Genomic DNA, 14,205 nt, shown 5'->3' with positions numbered 1-14,205 from the left:
CCATGCACCAGATCAGCATTGACGAACTGTTGGAAGTGGCTTTGCGTGCGGCCGCGGCGGGGGCTGCCGTGCTGGCCGCCCGGGATCCTGCCGGGTTCGGCGCCACGGAAAAATCCTCCGATGCCGACTGGGTGACGGCCTTTGATGTTGCCGCGGAGAACGCTGTCCGTGCCGTGATAGCCGATGCGCGCCCGCATGACGTCATCACGGGGGAGGAGCTGGCGCCCGCCCTGCCCGCCGAGCCATCGGGCTACCGGTGGAGCATCGACCCGCTCGACGGCACCATGAACTTCATCCGCAACATTGCCTACTACGGCACCTCCGTGGCTGTTGCCGGGCCCGACGGCGAATGGCTGGCCGGCGTTGTTGACGCACCCGCCCTGCGCAGGATCTACTTTGCCTCCCGTGGCGGTGGCGCGTGGCTGGATGAAACCCGGGCCGACGGCGTATCGGCCGTGCGCCAGCTGACGGGCCCCACGGATGCCCGGGGCGGCACCCTGCTGTCCACGGCGCTGACGTATGAGCCGGCCGTCCGGCGTCGACTGGTCGCTGAACTGGATGGCCGGATGGACCACTTTGGCGACCTGCGCCGCCTGGGCTCGGCATCACTGGAACTGTGCGCCGTGGCCGAGGGCGGGGTGGATGCCTACCTGGAGTATGGGCTGTTTGAGCACGACTTTGCCGCCGGCGGGCTGATTGCGGAGGAGGCGGGGGCCTGGGTGAGTAGGCCCGTGCTGAGCCCGGCCGTGAACGGGCTGCCCACCCGTGAGGAAGTCCTCGGCGTGTGGACGGCCGCCTGCGTGCCCGGCCTGGAAGGAACGTTCGCCCCGCAGGTTTAGGCGAATCCTCGGGCCACTGTCAGGGCGGCGCCCACAACGCCCGCCGTGTTGTGCAGGAGCGCCGGGCGCACCGGTGTGTCCAGGTTGATGTGCGGCAGGAAGTCCTCGTGCCGCACCGAGATGCCGCCGCCCAGAATGATCAGCGCGGGCGAGAACAGGAACTCAACATGGGCCAGGTAGTCCTGGAGGCGCACGGCGTATTCCTGCCAGCTCAACCCGTCGCGTTCGCGGGCCACGGCCGAGGTCCTGGCCTCGGCCTTTTCGCCGCCCATCTCCAGATGCCCCAGCTCAAAGTTGGGCACTAATGTTCCGTTCACCACCAGGGCCGAACCAATGCCGGTGCCCAGCGTCAGAACCAGAACCGTCCCGCCCTGCCCCTTGCCGGCACCCTGGGCCGCCTCCGCCAAGCCGGCGGCGTCGGCGTCGTTGATGACATTCACGTGCTTGTTCAGTGCAGCGCCAAGGAACTCGTTGACCGGCAGACCTATCCAGTCCTCGCTGATATTGGCCGCAGAGCAGGCGGCGCCCCGGCGGATGATGGCGGGGAAGGCAACGCCCACGGCAGCGTCGGCATACGGCGGGTTTTCCCAGCCCTGGACGTCCGCCAAAACCGCTTGAAGTGCCGCAGCAACGGCGTCGGGTGTGGCCGGGGTTGGTGTGGGCAGCGAGGCGATGGGACTGGCCAACCCGCCCGTGTCAGTGTTCACCACACCGTATTTGATGGCCGTGCCGCCAATGTCGATGCCTAGGCGCAGGGCCTGGCGGGCTGTTGTGTCCATGGAAAATCCGTTCAGGGGTCTAAGGCGTGCTGCCGCCCACCCGGCGATGGGATGGGCGGCAGCTCCGTAGTCAAAGGGGTGCTAGGAAACGAGCCAGGCGGTGGCGTTGGCGGGCAGCTTGCCGTCTTCCAAGGCAACGCTGCTCACGGCAACGGTTCCTTCGGGAAGCTCGACGGCGGTTTCGCCGAAGTTGGTCACCACGTTCCAGCCGTTGGGGCGGGCAAAGTGCAGCACGTCCGGGTTGGTGTTGGTGATCCAGTCCAGTTCCTCGCCGGTCTGCAGCTGGCGGCGCAGGGCCAGGGCGTCGCGGTAGAGGTTCAGGGTGGAACCTGCCACCGAGTCCTGGGCTGATGCTGCGTGCTCGGCAAACCAGGCCGGCTGCGGCAGGTGTGCCTGGGCATCGCCAAAGCCAAAGGAGGTGTCCGTGCTGGTCCAGGGCAGGGGTACGCGGCAGCCATCGCGGCCCACTTCAATGCCCGTGTTGCGGAAGAATGCCGGGTCTTGGCGGTCGGCGTCGGCAATGTGGGCCACCTCGTGCAGGCCCAGTTCCTCACCCTGGTACAGGTAGGCGGAGCCGGGCAGTCCTAGCATGAACAGGGTTGCGGCGCGGGCACGGCGCAGGCCCAGTTCGCGGTCCAGCTCGGATTCCTCGCCGCCGTTCAGGAGCCAGGTTTTGCCGTCCTGGGTCTTCTCGGCGTCGGCCAGCTTGGGCAGGCCGTAGCGGGTGGCGTGGCGGACTACGTCGTGGTTGGAGAACACCCAGGTGGAGGAGGCACCGGTGGCGGCAGATTCGGCCAGGTTCTTCGTCACGATCGAGGCGAAGGATGCGGCCTCAAAGTCGGCCATGAGCAGATCAAAGTTGAACGCCTGGCCCAGGCTGGTGGGGGAGGCGTAGCGGGCGCGGCGGGTCTGGTCCACCCAGGCCTCGGCAACGGCTGTGCGCGGCGGGTTGTACTCGTTGAACAGGGCACGCCATTCGGCGTAGATCTCGTGGACCTGATCGCGGTCCCACAACGGGTTGGAGCCGTTGTGCAGCTTCTCCAGCCGGCGCAATTCGGCCTTGTTCGGCAGCGGCTCGGAAAGGTCCTTGGACAGCGCGTGGGCCACATCGATGCGGAAACCGTCCACACCCCGGTCAGACCAGAAACGCAGCGTCTTGAGGAAATCGTCGCGGATTTCGCGGTTGTCCCAGTTGAAGTCGGGCTGTTCGGAGGCGAACAGGTGCAGGTACCACTGGCCGTCGGGCACCTGGGTCCAGGCCGGGCCGCCAAAGATGGATCCCCAGTCCGACGGCGGCAGCTCGCCGTTGGTGCCTTGGCCATCGCGGAAGATGTAGCGGGCCCGGGCAGCGGAACCCTTCTCGGCGGCGAGGGCCTCCTGGAACCAGGCGTGCTGGTCGGAGGAGTGGTTCGGGACAATGTCCACAATGATCTTCATGCCGGCGTCGTGGATGGCTGCAGCCATCTCGTCGAAGTCGGCCAGAGTGCCCAAGCGAGGGTCAACGTTGCGGTAGTCGGCAACGTCGTAGCCGCCGTCGGCCAGTTCGGAGGGGTAGAACGGGCTCAGCCACACAGCGTCCAGGCCCAGTTCCTTCAAGTAGGGAACCTTGGCGGTGATGCCCGCGATGTCGCCCAGGCCGTCGGCGTTGGCGTCGTAGAAGCTGCGGGGGTAGATCTGGTACACGGCGGCCTGGCGCCACCAATGGGGATCGGCGGAGAGAGTGTCCGGGCTCAGAACGGAAAGCGGGGAAACGGTCATGGTGTATTCCTTCGTGTGTGGTGCGGTTTGGGAAGTATTTGAGAAAACGTCGGAGCGCTATTTCACTGCGCCGCGCATCACGCCGGACATAATCCAGCGCTGGGCGAAGAGATAGACCAGCAGGGTGGGCGCTAGGGCCATCAGATAGGAGGCAAAGGCTAGGGAGTAGTTGGTGTTGAACTGGCCCTGGAACAGCTGCTGAACCACGGGCAGGGTTTGCAGGGCGGGGTCGGCTATCAGCATCTGGGGGAGCAGGAAGTCGTTCCAGGACCCCAGGAAGGCGAAGATGCCCACGGTGGCGCTCATCGGCGCCAGGAGGGGGAAGATGACCTTGCGGAACGTCTGCCAGGTGCTGGCGCCGTCGAGCCGTGCAGCCTCCTCCAACTCCACCGGGATGGAGCGCAGGAACGCGATGAACAGCAGCGAGTTGAAGGAGATGCCGCCCACAATGTGGATGAAGGCAACACCCAGCGGGTTGTCCAGGCCAAACATGGCTGTCTGCTTGATCAGTGGCAGGATCACCACGGGGAACGGCACAAACATGGCGGAGAGGAAGTAGATGTAGGAGAGGCGGAAGAACTTCTTGTCCCAGTTGCGCACAATGGCGTAGGCCACCATGGAGCTTGCAGCCAGGGCGCCCAGCACCGAGATGACTGTGATGAAGGCCGTGGACATGAACGCCGCAGGGTAATTGGTCATTTCAAAGGCCTGGGCGAAGTTTTCCCAGTGCGGGTCACTGGGCCAGGCGAATCCGGTGCCGGAGGCGGCTTGCTCGGGGGATTTCAGGGCCATGCTGATGGTGAAGTACAGCGGCACCAGGATGGTCAGTGAGGCCACCAGCAGCAGTGCCGTCATCCACCAGTTGATCTTGTAGCCTTCGCGGTTGATGCGCCGGGTCTTGGCGGGGCGGGGTGCATCCAGTTTTGCCGGGCCGTGGAGTTCCGGGCGCAGATCAGTCACTTTGGTTGTTGTCAGTGTCATTACAGTGAAACCTCCCGGCGGCGCAGGATTTGCAGCTGCAGCAGCGAAATGATGAGCGTGATGATGAAGAAGATGATGGCATTGGCCATCTGGTACGAGTAGTCGCCGCCAGCAAAACCGGAGAAGATGCGCATGGCAACGGACTGGGTTGCCGTGCCGGGGCCGCCACCGGTCAAGGCGACGATGACCTCATAGGTGCCCAGGTAGCCCTTGAACCCCAAAATGATGTTGATGACCACGTAGCCGGCAATCAGCGGCAGGGAGATGCTGCGCAGCTGGCGCCACGGCCCGGCGCCGTCCAGGGAGGCAGCCTCATAGACGTCCTCGGAGATGCTTTGCAACCCGGCCAGGTAGATGATGGTGGCGCCGGGTGCTGCCTGCCAGACGGTGACGAAGACGATGGCCGCCCATGCCCACTGCTCATTGGCCAGGATGCTGGTGGCCAGGGGTGCAATGCCCAGGGCGTCGGCAATGCCGGGCAGGGTGTTGGAGAACAGGTAGTTGAACACGTAGGCGATGATGAGCCCGGAGAGCACCATGGGGATGAAGTAGACGCCGCGGATGCCCGTTTTCCACTTGATCTTTGAGTTCAGGCCCAGTGCCAGGAGCAATGAGACCACGTTGACGGCAACTGTGGCCACAATGGCGAAGAAGAAGGTGAAGGCGTAGGAGGCCAGAATTTCCGGGTCGGTGAAGATGTTTTGGAAGTTGCGCAGGCCCACCATTTTCCAGTCACCGTAGCCGGCGTAGTTGGTGAAGCTGAAGAATCCGCCAATGATGGCCGGGATGGTGCTGAAGAGGGCGAAGAGGACCAGGACCGGAACGATCATCCAGTAGTAGGTGGGGTCAACCTTGCGCTTCTTGTGGTTGATCTTTGGGGCGGTGTCGCTGTGCGCTGGGGCAGCTGTGCGGACGCTGGCTGGGGCAGTCATGATGTTCTCCTTTGAAGATCTAGGCGTTGCGGGCGGCAACACGGTGCCAAGAGTCGTCGAGGGTGGTCAGGAATGCGTCAGCGTTTTTGTTCAGCGCCAGTGTTTGGAAGTAGTTGTTCAGCGTGATGGCCGGCGGGAAGTAGTTGGTCACATTGAGGTAGTACTTGCCGTCGGAGATGAGAGGTTGCAGGCCGGCCACTTGGACGTTGGTGGTTTTTGCCGCGCCCTTGAGCGGGGAGAACGCGGAGAACTTGTTGTTGTAGGCGTTCACCACGTCCGGGTCCATGAGGTAGTTGACAAAGCGTTTGGCCGCGTCCATGCGGGGCGTGGAGCGGGCGATTGAGAACGTCATGTCCAGGGTGACCTGGGCCTGGGTTTCACTCGGGTCCTCGCTCATGGGTAGCGCGAAGGTGCCCACCTTGATGGCGGGGTTGATGGTGGTCAGTTCAGACAGTGCCCACGGGCCCTGCATGTACATGGCGGAGCCGCCCTTGGCGAAGGCGGCGTTCCCGTCCGTGTAGGCGCGGCTGCCGGCGTCCTTCTGCATGAAGCCGAGCACCTGAAGGAACCTCTGCGTGGCAGCCTTGAAGTCCTTGGAGAAGGAAACGTCCGGATTGTTCAACAGATCCGCCGCCGTCATGGGCATGCGGGAGAAGAAATCGGCCAGGTCCACCGTGCCGCCCGAGACGTAACCGTAGGGCTGGCCCAGCGTCCATGAGTCCTTGAACGTTCCATAGATGGGCGTGACGCCGGCGGCCGTGAACGCCTGGCACGCGGCAAGGAACCCGCTCCAGGTGGTGGGCACTGCCACGTTGTGCTTGGCGAACAAGTCAATGTTGTAGATGACCCCGGCGGCGGCCATCGAGAACGGCAGGGCGCTGAGTTCGCTGCCTTTGTACTGGCCAAAGGAGTTGATGAGTTCCAAGGCCTTGGGATCTGCCATGGACGCCGCGGGAAGATCGGAAAGATCCGCGAAGATCCCTTTTTTGGCAAAGTCTGCGGCGGTGACGGAATACGCGTTGCTCACCACATCGGCGGGGTTGTCGCGGATCAGGCCGGGAACCCAGTTTCCGCCGTTGAAGTCCTGGACCACGCGGATGTCAGGGTTTTTGGCTTCGAAGTCCTTGATGAGGCCGTTGAAGTAGTCCACTACCTCGGGTTTGCCCTGCTGCAGACGGATGGTGGTGAGGGACCCAGCTTTGGCATTGCTGCAGGCCGGCAGTGCCAGGGCGGCTGCGGCAATGCCTGCCGCTGCCAGCACGGTGCGGCGGCTCATGACGGAGGGGCTCACAGGGCTAAGCCTGGGGCGGAGGGTGAAACGGCCTTCATCAAAAAACTCCCTTGTTCTTTCGGGCTGAGATGGAACGGTGGTTCGGCTGGCGGGTTATCCACCAGTAATAATTTGCGTTCTATATTTAGACTCTAAATTTATACGCTGTTAGTATTATGTACATCACACGGCCGGACGTCAAGGGGCATTTTTTGGAACTCACTGCGAACACCCCCCAGCAGCTGCGCCAGACAAACATGAGTGCCATCCTGGGTGTCATGCGACGCTCCGGCGCGTTGACCGGCACGGATCTCATCGAGGCCACGGGGCTGGCCCGGGCCACCGTGATAGCCGTGTGCGATGACTTGATCCAAGCCGGCTGGGTCCGCGAACTCCCCGCGCAACGTACAGCCGCGCAAAAGGGCCGCCCCGCCCGGGTTTTTGAATTTGATGCCGCGGCAGGGGTTGTGGTGGGGCTGGACTTTGGTGTTGCCAAGACCACCGCCCTGGTGGCGGATCTGCGCGGCAACATCCTGGCCAAGGCCACGGAGAGCCTGGTTGAATTCACGGCTCCGGACGCCGAACGCCTCGCCAGCATCGACAAGGCCATCCAGACGGCGCTGGCCAGTGCGGGCGTCGCCCCTGAGGCCGTGCTGGTGGCCGGGGTGGGAATTGCGGCACCCGTTGACCGGGCCGGCAACATTCCCCACAGCCAGCCCTTTTGGGAGAACTTTGACATTGGCATCCAGGAAAATCTGCGTGATCGGTTCGGCTGGCCGGTGCTGCTGGGCAACGACGCCAACCTGGCGGCCATGGCCGAGCGCTGGATAGGCGTGGCGGCTGGCAGCGATGACCTGGCCGTCATGCTGGCAGGTGAACGCATTGGTTTCGGCTTGATGGAATCCGGGCGGCTGCTGCACGGTGCTTCGGGGCGCAGCGGCGAAGCGGGCCTGCTTCACCTGGTGCACGGGGTGGGTACACCGGAGGGTATTGCTGTGCTGGCACGAGACATGGCCCTGCTCGCCTGCAAAAAGGGCATGCCCAAAACAGTCCTGTCCACTCTGGCCGGCGACATCAGCGCGGAGGCAGTCTTTGCCGCAGCGGCTGGCGGTGACGCCGTGGCTGTACGGATACTCGATGACATTGCCAAGCGCATGGCCCGGGTCATCTCCTTGATAGCCACCTTCTTTGATCCGGAGCTGGTGGTCATTGGCGGGGCTGTGGCGGAGTCCTCGGCCGTCCTGCTCAAGCCGCTGCAGGCGGAGCTGACAAGGTTCATGCCCAATCCGCCCAGGGTGGCTGTCTCCACACTGGGGGATGCCATCGTGACGCTGGGCGCCGTCCGCCTAGCCTTGGACTATGTGGAAAAGCACGCGCTGGAACTGGTGCCGGGCACTTAGCTACAGCCGCAAAGCCTGCGCTGGGCGTACTCTGTTGCCATGGACGTGAAGCACGGAATCTTTTCACCGCCGGAGGGCGTCACTGTCACGGGAGCCGGGACGTTGCCGGCGGCCTTCGACGTCTCGGGGTTTGCTGTTGCTGCCATGGGGGAGGCGGCCAGTGCCGTAGCCCGGCTGGCCCGGCACCATGGCGGCTCCGTTGCGGACATTTCCATCGACAGGGACCTGGCTGGCCTGTGGTTTGGGCTTTCCTTCACGCCCGTGGGCTGGGAGCTACCGCCCATCTGGGATGCCATCGCCGGCGACTATGAATGCGCGGACGGCTGGATCCGCCTGCACACCAATGCCCCGCACCACCGCACCGCCGCCCTGAGGGCACTGAAGCTGGGACCCGACGCCAACCGCGCAACGGTCGCTGCCGCCGTCGAGCACTGGAACGGGCAGGAGCTCGAAGACGCCGTGGTTGCGGCCCAGGGCTGTGCTGCCGTGATGCGCTCGCCGGAACAGTGGCGGGACCATGCCCAGGGGAGTGCCGTGGCTGCCGAACCCTTGATTACTTGGGGTCCTGCGCGGGTTTTCGACACCGAACCCTCCGCCCGCCCCCGGGCCGCCACCGCACGCAGGCCGTTGGCAGGGGTGCGGGTACTGGATTTGACCCGGGTCATTGCCGGTCCGGTGGCAACGCGGTACCTGGCCATGTACGGGGCGCAGGTGCTCAGAATTGACCCGCCCGGTTGGGAAGAGCCGGTGCTGGATGCGGAGATGACGCTGGGCAAGCACTGCGCCCGGCTGGATCTCAAGTCCGCCGCAGGGCGCGCCACGCTGCATGAGTTGCTGGCCGGGGCGGACATTCTCATCCACGGCTACCGAGCCGACGCGCTGGATAAGCTGGGGTTCCCGGACGACGAGCTGGCGCTGAGGTATCCACAGTTGGTCAACGTAGCCCTGGACGCCTACGGCTGGAGCGGACCTTGGGAGACGCGGCGGGGCTTTGATTCGCTCGTGCAGATGAGCTGCGGCATCGCCTATGCGGGGAGGGCTCATTTCGGTGTTGCCAAACCATTTCCGCTGCCCGTCCAGGCACTAGACCATGCCACCGGCTACCTGTGTGCCGCGGCGGCCATCGACGCGTGGCGGGAGCGGCTCGGCGGCACGGTGCGTGCTGCGCGGCTGTCCCTGGCCAGGACGGGCGCAGAACTCATGCGCAGCCGGCCATCCGATCCCGCTGCGCCGCCGCCTGATATTGGTACTTTTGCGCTGGTGCCCGAGGAGACCCGCTGGGGCCCGGGCTTGCGCCTGCCTTCCGCCATCCGGATTCCTGGGCTTGAGCCGTGCACAGATGTGCCGGCCCGGGGCTTCGGCTGGGCACCGCCCGCCTGGCCCCAGCCCTGGATTTCGGCCCCCTGATTCGAAACGGCACACTGTGTCGCTACCCCGTCCAGCCCTGCTGTCGGAGCGCGTTCGTGAACAGGCCCACCACATGGGCGTCGCCGCGCCGCATATCGGCCTTGAACACCTTGACTTGCAGCCAACCACGGGCGGCAGTCCGCTCATCCCGGTTGCGGTCGAACAACTGCTTTTCGGTGGTCTTGTGGATCTCGCCCTCGTATTCGCCGCTGGTCTTGTATTCCTCGCAGGCTAGGTCCGGCCATACGTCGGGGTCCCCGGCAATGGCATAGTTGGTGGTGAATTTGGGGAGTCCTGCACGCTGCAACATCAGTCGCAGCCGGGTTTCCCTGGGCGAATCCACACCAACCCGCATGAGCTCCAACGCTGCCCGGGCTTTGGCCAAGCCGGGCACTCCGTGCTTGGCGTTGATGTAGCGGGTGAGGTTGGCGGCGGAAATCACCGGAGCCTTGGGAGGCTCAAAGTGGCGGTTGTGCTCGCAGATCAGAAAATCCGCCACGGCCACCAGGTCATCAAGACTCAGCACAGTGGCCAGATCCAGGAACGTCCGTGCCGGCGTGGTGACGGGGATTCCGTCAATCGCCGCGATGTCCGCGCCGGGAAGTTGTCTGCTGTGCCCGGTTATGTGCCGGCGGCGTGGCTGCCGTGAACCCGCCGGCCGGGTGAGGTGCACTGTCTTGATTTCATCGTCAAACCAGGGCAGCGGCAGACCGTGCAGTTGGGCGGCGGTGACATGCGAGATGCAGCTTCCGGGACTAAGCAAGGTGTAGGGGCGCACCCGGTCCAACAATCTCTGCGGCTGGCTGCGGGGGACCCGGATTTCACGGCTCGGCGTGCTCAGGTCTTGTGCCCGGAGCCTGCTCACGCTGGCACCACCGGCCATGCCCTCACTGAATGTAAAGGATCGGCCGGCCAGATGATCGGGAAGCTGGTCTCGGGCAACCATGCAACTAGTTTTCCCTATTCCTCAGCCCTCTGCCGGAGGTTATCCACAGGCAGGCCCGATCCTTTGGGCACCTCCGGTGGGTGTGGTGCCGGACTCCGAATCCTTTGGGCACCTCCGGCGGGTGTGGTGCCGGACTCCGAATCCTTTGGGCACCTCCGGTGGGTGTGGTGCTGGCACACCCGCATCAGCTGTCCAAAGGAATCGGGGCGTGTGCGCTGGCCGGGTAATTTCCTCAGCGGCAGCCGGATGCGCAAGACTTGGAGGCAAGGGCCGCCCACCCGCGTGCCATTCGCCAGGAGTAGGAACTTCAAACACATGAACTTGATTGTCCGTCCCATCACCGAAGCCGATTACGACGCCGTAGCCCGCGTCACTGCCGACGCTTACCTGGGTGCCGGGTACTTCGCCAGCGCCGACTACCCGTACATGCAAAAGATCCTCCGCGTGGGGGAGCGGGCAGCCGTGGCGCCCATGGTGGTTGCCGAGCGCGACGGTGCTGTCATTGGCTCGGCCACCCTGGCCGTTTACGGGGACGAATGGGCGGACATCGCCCTGGAAGACGAGCTGGAATTCCGTTTGTTGGTGGTGGATCCGGCAGTGCAGCGCAGCGGCGCGGGCCGGGCCATGGTGGAGTACATCCTGGACCGCGCCCGCCACACCGATGGCATCGCGGCCGTCAGCCTGACCACCGGCGATGACTGGCACGCCGCCCACGCCCTGTACCGCAAGCTGGGCTTCACCCGCGCACCGGAGCGTGACTGGCCCATCCCGGAAAACGGCAAGATGCTGCGGGTGTACACGATGGTGCTGTAGCCTGCACGTTGTCGAAAAACGCAATGAAATCCACTGCTGGGACGTCCTGCCCTTAGAGTGGTGGCTCCACTATCCGGGCGCAAGGCCCCTCCACGCAAAGGACTTCCACGTGCGCAAACTCTTCGGTTCCGGCTCCAGCTGGGAAAAGACCCTTGGCTACTCCCGCGCCGTGCAGGTCAACGACACCCTGTACATCTCCGCAACCTCGGCCGCGGGCCCGGATGGCACGGTGGTGGGCGAGGGTTTCTATGACCAGAGCGCCTACATTCTGAGCAAGCTCGACGCCGTGCTGGCCGAGGCGGGATTCTCCTTTGCCGATGTGGTGCAGTCCAAGATCTACCTGACGGACATCAGCGCCTGGGAAGAGGCCGGCCGGGCCCACGGTGAGGTCTTTGGCGAGATCCGCCCCACCATGGCGCTGGTCCATGTGCTGCCGTTCTTGGACCCGGCCATGAAGGTCGAGATCGAACTCGTCGCTCAGCGCTAAGCCAGCCTGCGGGCGCTGGATCAGAGGAAGATCCCTGCGCCTACTTCGCCAGGGTCCGTGCCAGCGCCGGGTAGTCCTTGGGCCCGATGTCCGGCAGGTACGCCTTGCCGATCGCCACGCCAATGGCCGGCAGCTTGAGGGGGTCAGTGAAGGCCATGTGCATGGTTTGGTACTCGGGGTTGAACTTGCTCTTGAATTTGAACAGCGAGTGAAATCCATAGGCCGGTTCCAAGGTGCTGGCCAGGGTGTCCAGGAGCAGGGTCATCGCGGTGGGTACGTCGGGCTCTTGGCCGTCAGCCAGCGGCTTGGTGGCCAGTGGCGCCCCGGACAGCGAGAGGACCTCCACGCCGTCGTCCTTCATGCGGAACGCGGCGGCCGCGATCACGAACTCCATGATTCCGGGAATGGCGTCCTCGCCCCGGCGCATGAAATCCAGGGTGTAGCCAACCGCCTTGCCGTCGCGGTAGCTGGGCAGCCAGCTGGTGATGGCCTGCAAGCTGCCGTCCTTGCCGATGGCCAGCAGCAGCTTCACCTCGGGATCCTTGAGTTCGTCCATGCCGCCCAGGGTGAAGCCCATTTCCGGCAGTTCCTTCTCCGCAACCCACTGTTCGCTGATGGTGTTGATGCGGCTGGCCATGAGCGCCGGCAGTTCCGCCCAGGACGACCAGAGCGTGGTGACCCCTTCCCGGGTGCCGCGGTTGCTGGCCGAACGGACTTTTTGCCAGTGCTTGCCAGCCAGATCGAAGGTGGGCGGGTGCATGAGCGTTTCCTCGCCCACGGGCATGGTGGAGAAGTCCAGGGCCGCGAAGGTGGGCAGGGTGCGCCCGTGAACGCTGTAGAACACCGGAACCCAGCTGTTCGCATCGCAGAAGGCAATGAACTCCCTGATGGTGGGGTCAATCCGGTGATCCAGGGCGACGGGGTCGGACAGAACGATGGCGATCCCGTTGATCAGGCGGTAGGCCACGCCTGATTGGCCGTCGTCGCTGAACCAATAGACGTTGCCCTTCCAGGTGCCCATAAAGCTGAGGGTTCCGCCGCCGCCGCGTTGGAGCAGCTCCCGGAAACGCTGTTCGTCATGAACGGAACGCCCTGTCTCCGTGGCTCGCAGCAGTTTCAGCGCAGCCAGCACAAACACCGTCCAAAACACCGGGCCCACCCACTGGAACAGGAACAACACCAGCGGGGCTGTGGGTTCGGCCACCGTGCCCAGAATGGGTTGCAGGCCTTCTGGGATGAAGCGCTGGAGGGTGGAGGCCAGGACAGCGCCCGGGGCAACACCGCCGGGGATGGTCACGGCGGCCACCAAATACACCAGTGCCAGCACCACGAAGCTGCCAGCCACGGTGAGCGCAAACCGCCGAACACTGCGCCGGGGTGCGCGGATTTGGAACTGGCGCCGGGTGATCAACAGCAGCACTATCAGGGCCAGGGGCAGCAGCAGTGCCGCCGCGAGGCCCACCAGCAGTTCACCAATGGCCAGGACGTCGCCGGCTGTTGGCTCGGTGCCATCAAGGGTCAGGTCCAGGTCATCCGTGGAGGGTGCTGTGAAGGGCAGCACGGCCACGGCAGCATTGGCAGCGATGGCCAGGATGAGCGCAAAGCGGCGGCCGCGCCGCAATCCGCCCGCCGCCACCAACAGCAACACCAGCGGAAGCAGGGCCAACAGCACCTGGCCCAGGCCCCGGCTGCCGTCGAGGCTGGCGCCGAAGAACAAGCTCACAAAGGACAGCGGACCGGAACCGCCCGGAGGCAGCAGGGCGGCCAGGGGGCCCAGCGCCGAAATGGCAACGACGGCGGCCACCAGGGACCGGGTCTCGGCGTGGGAACTGCGCCGAAGGCCCAGGAAGAACGGTCCGGGGCGCAGCATGCTGCCCAGCAGCAGCCCAAGCAGCCCCGCCATGAGCCGGTAGAAATTGTTTTGGTCGCCGTTGTACAAGACAAACATCAGCACGGTGGCAAAGGTGAACAGGCGGATGCGCCGGCGCCACAGCGTGGGGGCAAACGCGCTCGCGGTGACCAGGGCGCCCACTATGCCAATGGTGGGGTCGCCGGTGAAGATCTCCTGCGTGTACTGCGCCCAGAGCTCCCCGGCACTGGCGCCGAGCCACTGCAGCGCGATGCCAAGAGTGATGCCCACGGCACCCGTCACGACAAAAGCCAGGGCGGTGCGGCGGCTGCCAACAAGGCGCTCGGCCGCTGCGAGCGCACTCAGGGACAGCAGAACCACCACGGCGAGTTGGGCCGGGTTCTCGGCGACGAAAAGCGCTGTCAGGGGTGTCCACCACAACCCTTCCCCCACGGTGTTGGACACCCCGGCCGCCCACCACGGAGCATCCTGGCCAGGTGGCGGAAACTTCCACAGGGTCCCTGCTGCGGTTGCCGCCAGCAGCGTGAGCACGGCGAGCGCCATGCTGACGGGGGACTTGCGCAGGTAGCGCCCCGTGGCGAGCCGAAGCGGGGAGGGCGGCTGGGGGATGGCGTCCGGGGCAGGTGTTCCGGGTGTGGACGATTCAGTCACGGGACCTCCATGGGGATTTTGCCTCACACTACGTGCCAACAGCGCCCCAGTCCAGAGCGGATGGCAATGCCA

The 14,205-nt window shown here is 64.8% G+C and carries 12 protein-coding genes; 5 read left to right on the top strand and 7 right to left on the bottom strand.

Features of this window, described 5'->3' with window-relative positions; translation table 11 throughout:
* The first annotated feature begins 2 nt into the window (after positions 1 to 2).
* Positions 3 to 839: an inositol monophosphatase family protein gene (locus ACX80Q_RS05935; RefSeq protein WP_459329602.1), complete on the top strand. Its 837-nt coding sequence runs from the start codon at positions 3 to 5 to the stop codon at positions 837 to 839.
* On the opposite strand, the gene ppgK is transcribed toward ACX80Q_RS05935, so the two are convergent.
* The 5 genes from ppgK to ACX80Q_RS05910 all read right to left on the bottom strand — a co-directional run bounded on the left by ppgK (position 836) and on the right by ACX80Q_RS05910 (position 6,580).
* The gene (gene ppgK / locus ACX80Q_RS05930; RefSeq protein ID WP_459329601.1) at positions 836 to 1,618 is read right to left on the bottom strand and encodes a polyphosphate--glucose phosphotransferase; all 783 of its coding nucleotides are present in this window, start codon (positions 1,616 to 1,618) and stop codon (positions 836 to 838) included. The genes ACX80Q_RS05935 and ppgK overlap by 4 nt on opposite strands.
* A gap of 81 nt (positions 1,619 to 1,699) precedes the next feature.
* Positions 1,700 to 3,376, bottom strand: coding sequence for a glycoside hydrolase family 13 protein (locus tag ACX80Q_RS05925; protein WP_459329600.1), 1,677 nt, complete (start codon positions 3,374 to 3,376; stop codon positions 1,700 to 1,702).
* A gap of 57 nt (positions 3,377 to 3,433) precedes the next feature.
* Positions 3,434 to 4,357, bottom strand: coding sequence for a carbohydrate ABC transporter permease (locus tag ACX80Q_RS05920; RefSeq protein WP_459329599.1), 924 nt, complete (start codon positions 4,355 to 4,357; stop codon positions 3,434 to 3,436).
* Complete coding sequence (locus tag ACX80Q_RS05915) at positions 4,357 to 5,289, bottom strand: carbohydrate ABC transporter permease (protein WP_459329598.1); 933 nt, start codon at positions 5,287 to 5,289, stop codon at positions 4,357 to 4,359. Before ACX80Q_RS05915 ends, ACX80Q_RS05920 begins: the two co-directional genes overlap by 1 nt.
* A gap of 19 nt (positions 5,290 to 5,308) precedes the next feature.
* Complete coding sequence (locus ACX80Q_RS05910; protein WP_459329597.1) at positions 5,309 to 6,580, bottom strand: ABC transporter substrate-binding protein; 1,272 nt, start codon at positions 6,578 to 6,580, stop codon at positions 5,309 to 5,311.
* Positions 6,581 to 6,735: 155 nt separating this feature from the next.
* On the opposite strand from ACX80Q_RS05910, the gene ACX80Q_RS05905 reads away from it, so the two are divergent.
* Both ACX80Q_RS05905 and ACX80Q_RS05900 read left to right on the top strand, forming a co-directional pair.
* Positions 6,736 to 7,959 carry an ROK family transcriptional regulator gene (locus ACX80Q_RS05905; RefSeq protein WP_459329596.1) on the top strand — a complete coding sequence of 408 codons (1,224 nt, stop codon included), beginning with the start codon at positions 6,736 to 6,738 and terminating at the stop codon, positions 7,957 to 7,959.
* Positions 7,960 to 7,998: 39 nt separating this feature from the next.
* Positions 7,999 to 9,366 carry a CoA transferase gene (locus tag ACX80Q_RS05900; RefSeq protein ID WP_459329595.1) on the top strand — a complete coding sequence of 456 codons (1,368 nt, stop codon included), beginning with the start codon at positions 7,999 to 8,001 and terminating at the stop codon, positions 9,364 to 9,366.
* A 22-nt stretch (positions 9,367 to 9,388) separates the two neighbouring features.
* On the opposite strand, the gene ACX80Q_RS05895 is transcribed toward ACX80Q_RS05900, so the two are convergent.
* Positions 9,389 to 10,312: a hypothetical protein gene (locus tag ACX80Q_RS05895; protein ID WP_459329594.1), complete on the bottom strand. Its 924-nt coding sequence runs from the start codon at positions 10,310 to 10,312 to the stop codon at positions 9,389 to 9,391.
* 315 nt (positions 10,313 to 10,627) lie between these two features.
* Here ACX80Q_RS05895 and ACX80Q_RS05890 point away from each other — a divergent pair, with 315 nt between their 5' ends.
* Both ACX80Q_RS05890 and ACX80Q_RS05885 read left to right on the top strand, forming a co-directional pair.
* Entirely contained in the window at positions 10,628 to 11,125 is a 498-nt protein-coding gene (locus ACX80Q_RS05890) for a GNAT family N-acetyltransferase (RefSeq protein ID WP_459329593.1), read from the top strand.
* Between the two features lie 109 nt (positions 11,126 to 11,234).
* A complete protein-coding gene (locus tag ACX80Q_RS05885; protein WP_459329592.1) occupies positions 11,235 to 11,612 on the top strand; it encodes a RidA family protein in 378 nt (125 codons plus the stop codon).
* Between the two features lie 40 nt (positions 11,613 to 11,652).
* Here the strand turns inward: ACX80Q_RS05885 and ACX80Q_RS05880 are convergent, their stop codons facing one another.
* Complete coding sequence (locus ACX80Q_RS05880; protein ID WP_459329591.1) at positions 11,653 to 14,133, bottom strand: bifunctional lysylphosphatidylglycerol flippase/synthetase MprF; 2,481 nt, start codon at positions 14,131 to 14,133, stop codon at positions 11,653 to 11,655.
* Positions 14,134 to 14,205 lie beyond the last annotated feature (72 nt).

Source organism: Arthrobacter sp. HLT1-20 (assembly GCF_054510895.1).
This window is presented reverse-complemented; position numbering and strand designations above follow the sequence as displayed.

Bases quoted from the DNA above. Each gene is read 5' to 3' on its own strand.
- ACX80Q_RS05935 (WP_459329602.1), top strand. From the start codon at position 3: ATGCACCAGATCAGCATTGACGAACTGTTGGAAGTGGCTTTGCGTGCG.
- ppgK (WP_459329601.1), bottom strand. From the start codon at position 1,618: ATGGACACAACAGCCCGCCAGGCCCTGCGCCTAGGCATCGACATTGGC.
- ACX80Q_RS05925 (WP_459329600.1), bottom strand. From the start codon at position 3,376: ATGACCGTTTCCCCGCTTTCCGTTCTGAGCCCGGACACTCTCTCCGCC.
- ACX80Q_RS05920 (WP_459329599.1), bottom strand. From the start codon at position 4,357: ATGACACTGACAACAACCAAAGTGACTGATCTGCGCCCGGAACTCCAC.
- ACX80Q_RS05915 (WP_459329598.1), bottom strand. From the start codon at position 5,289: ATGACTGCCCCAGCCAGCGTCCGCACAGCTGCCCCAGCGCACAGCGAC.
- ACX80Q_RS05905 (WP_459329596.1), top strand. From the start codon at position 6,736: ATGTACATCACACGGCCGGACGTCAAGGGGCATTTTTTGGAACTCACT.
- ACX80Q_RS05900 (WP_459329595.1), top strand. From the start codon at position 7,999: ATGGACGTGAAGCACGGAATCTTTTCACCGCCGGAGGGCGTCACTGTC.
- ACX80Q_RS05895 (WP_459329594.1), bottom strand. From the start codon at position 10,312: ATGGTTGCCCGAGACCAGCTTCCCGATCATCTGGCCGGCCGATCCTTT.
- ACX80Q_RS05890 (WP_459329593.1), top strand. From the start codon at position 10,628: ATGAACTTGATTGTCCGTCCCATCACCGAAGCCGATTACGACGCCGTA.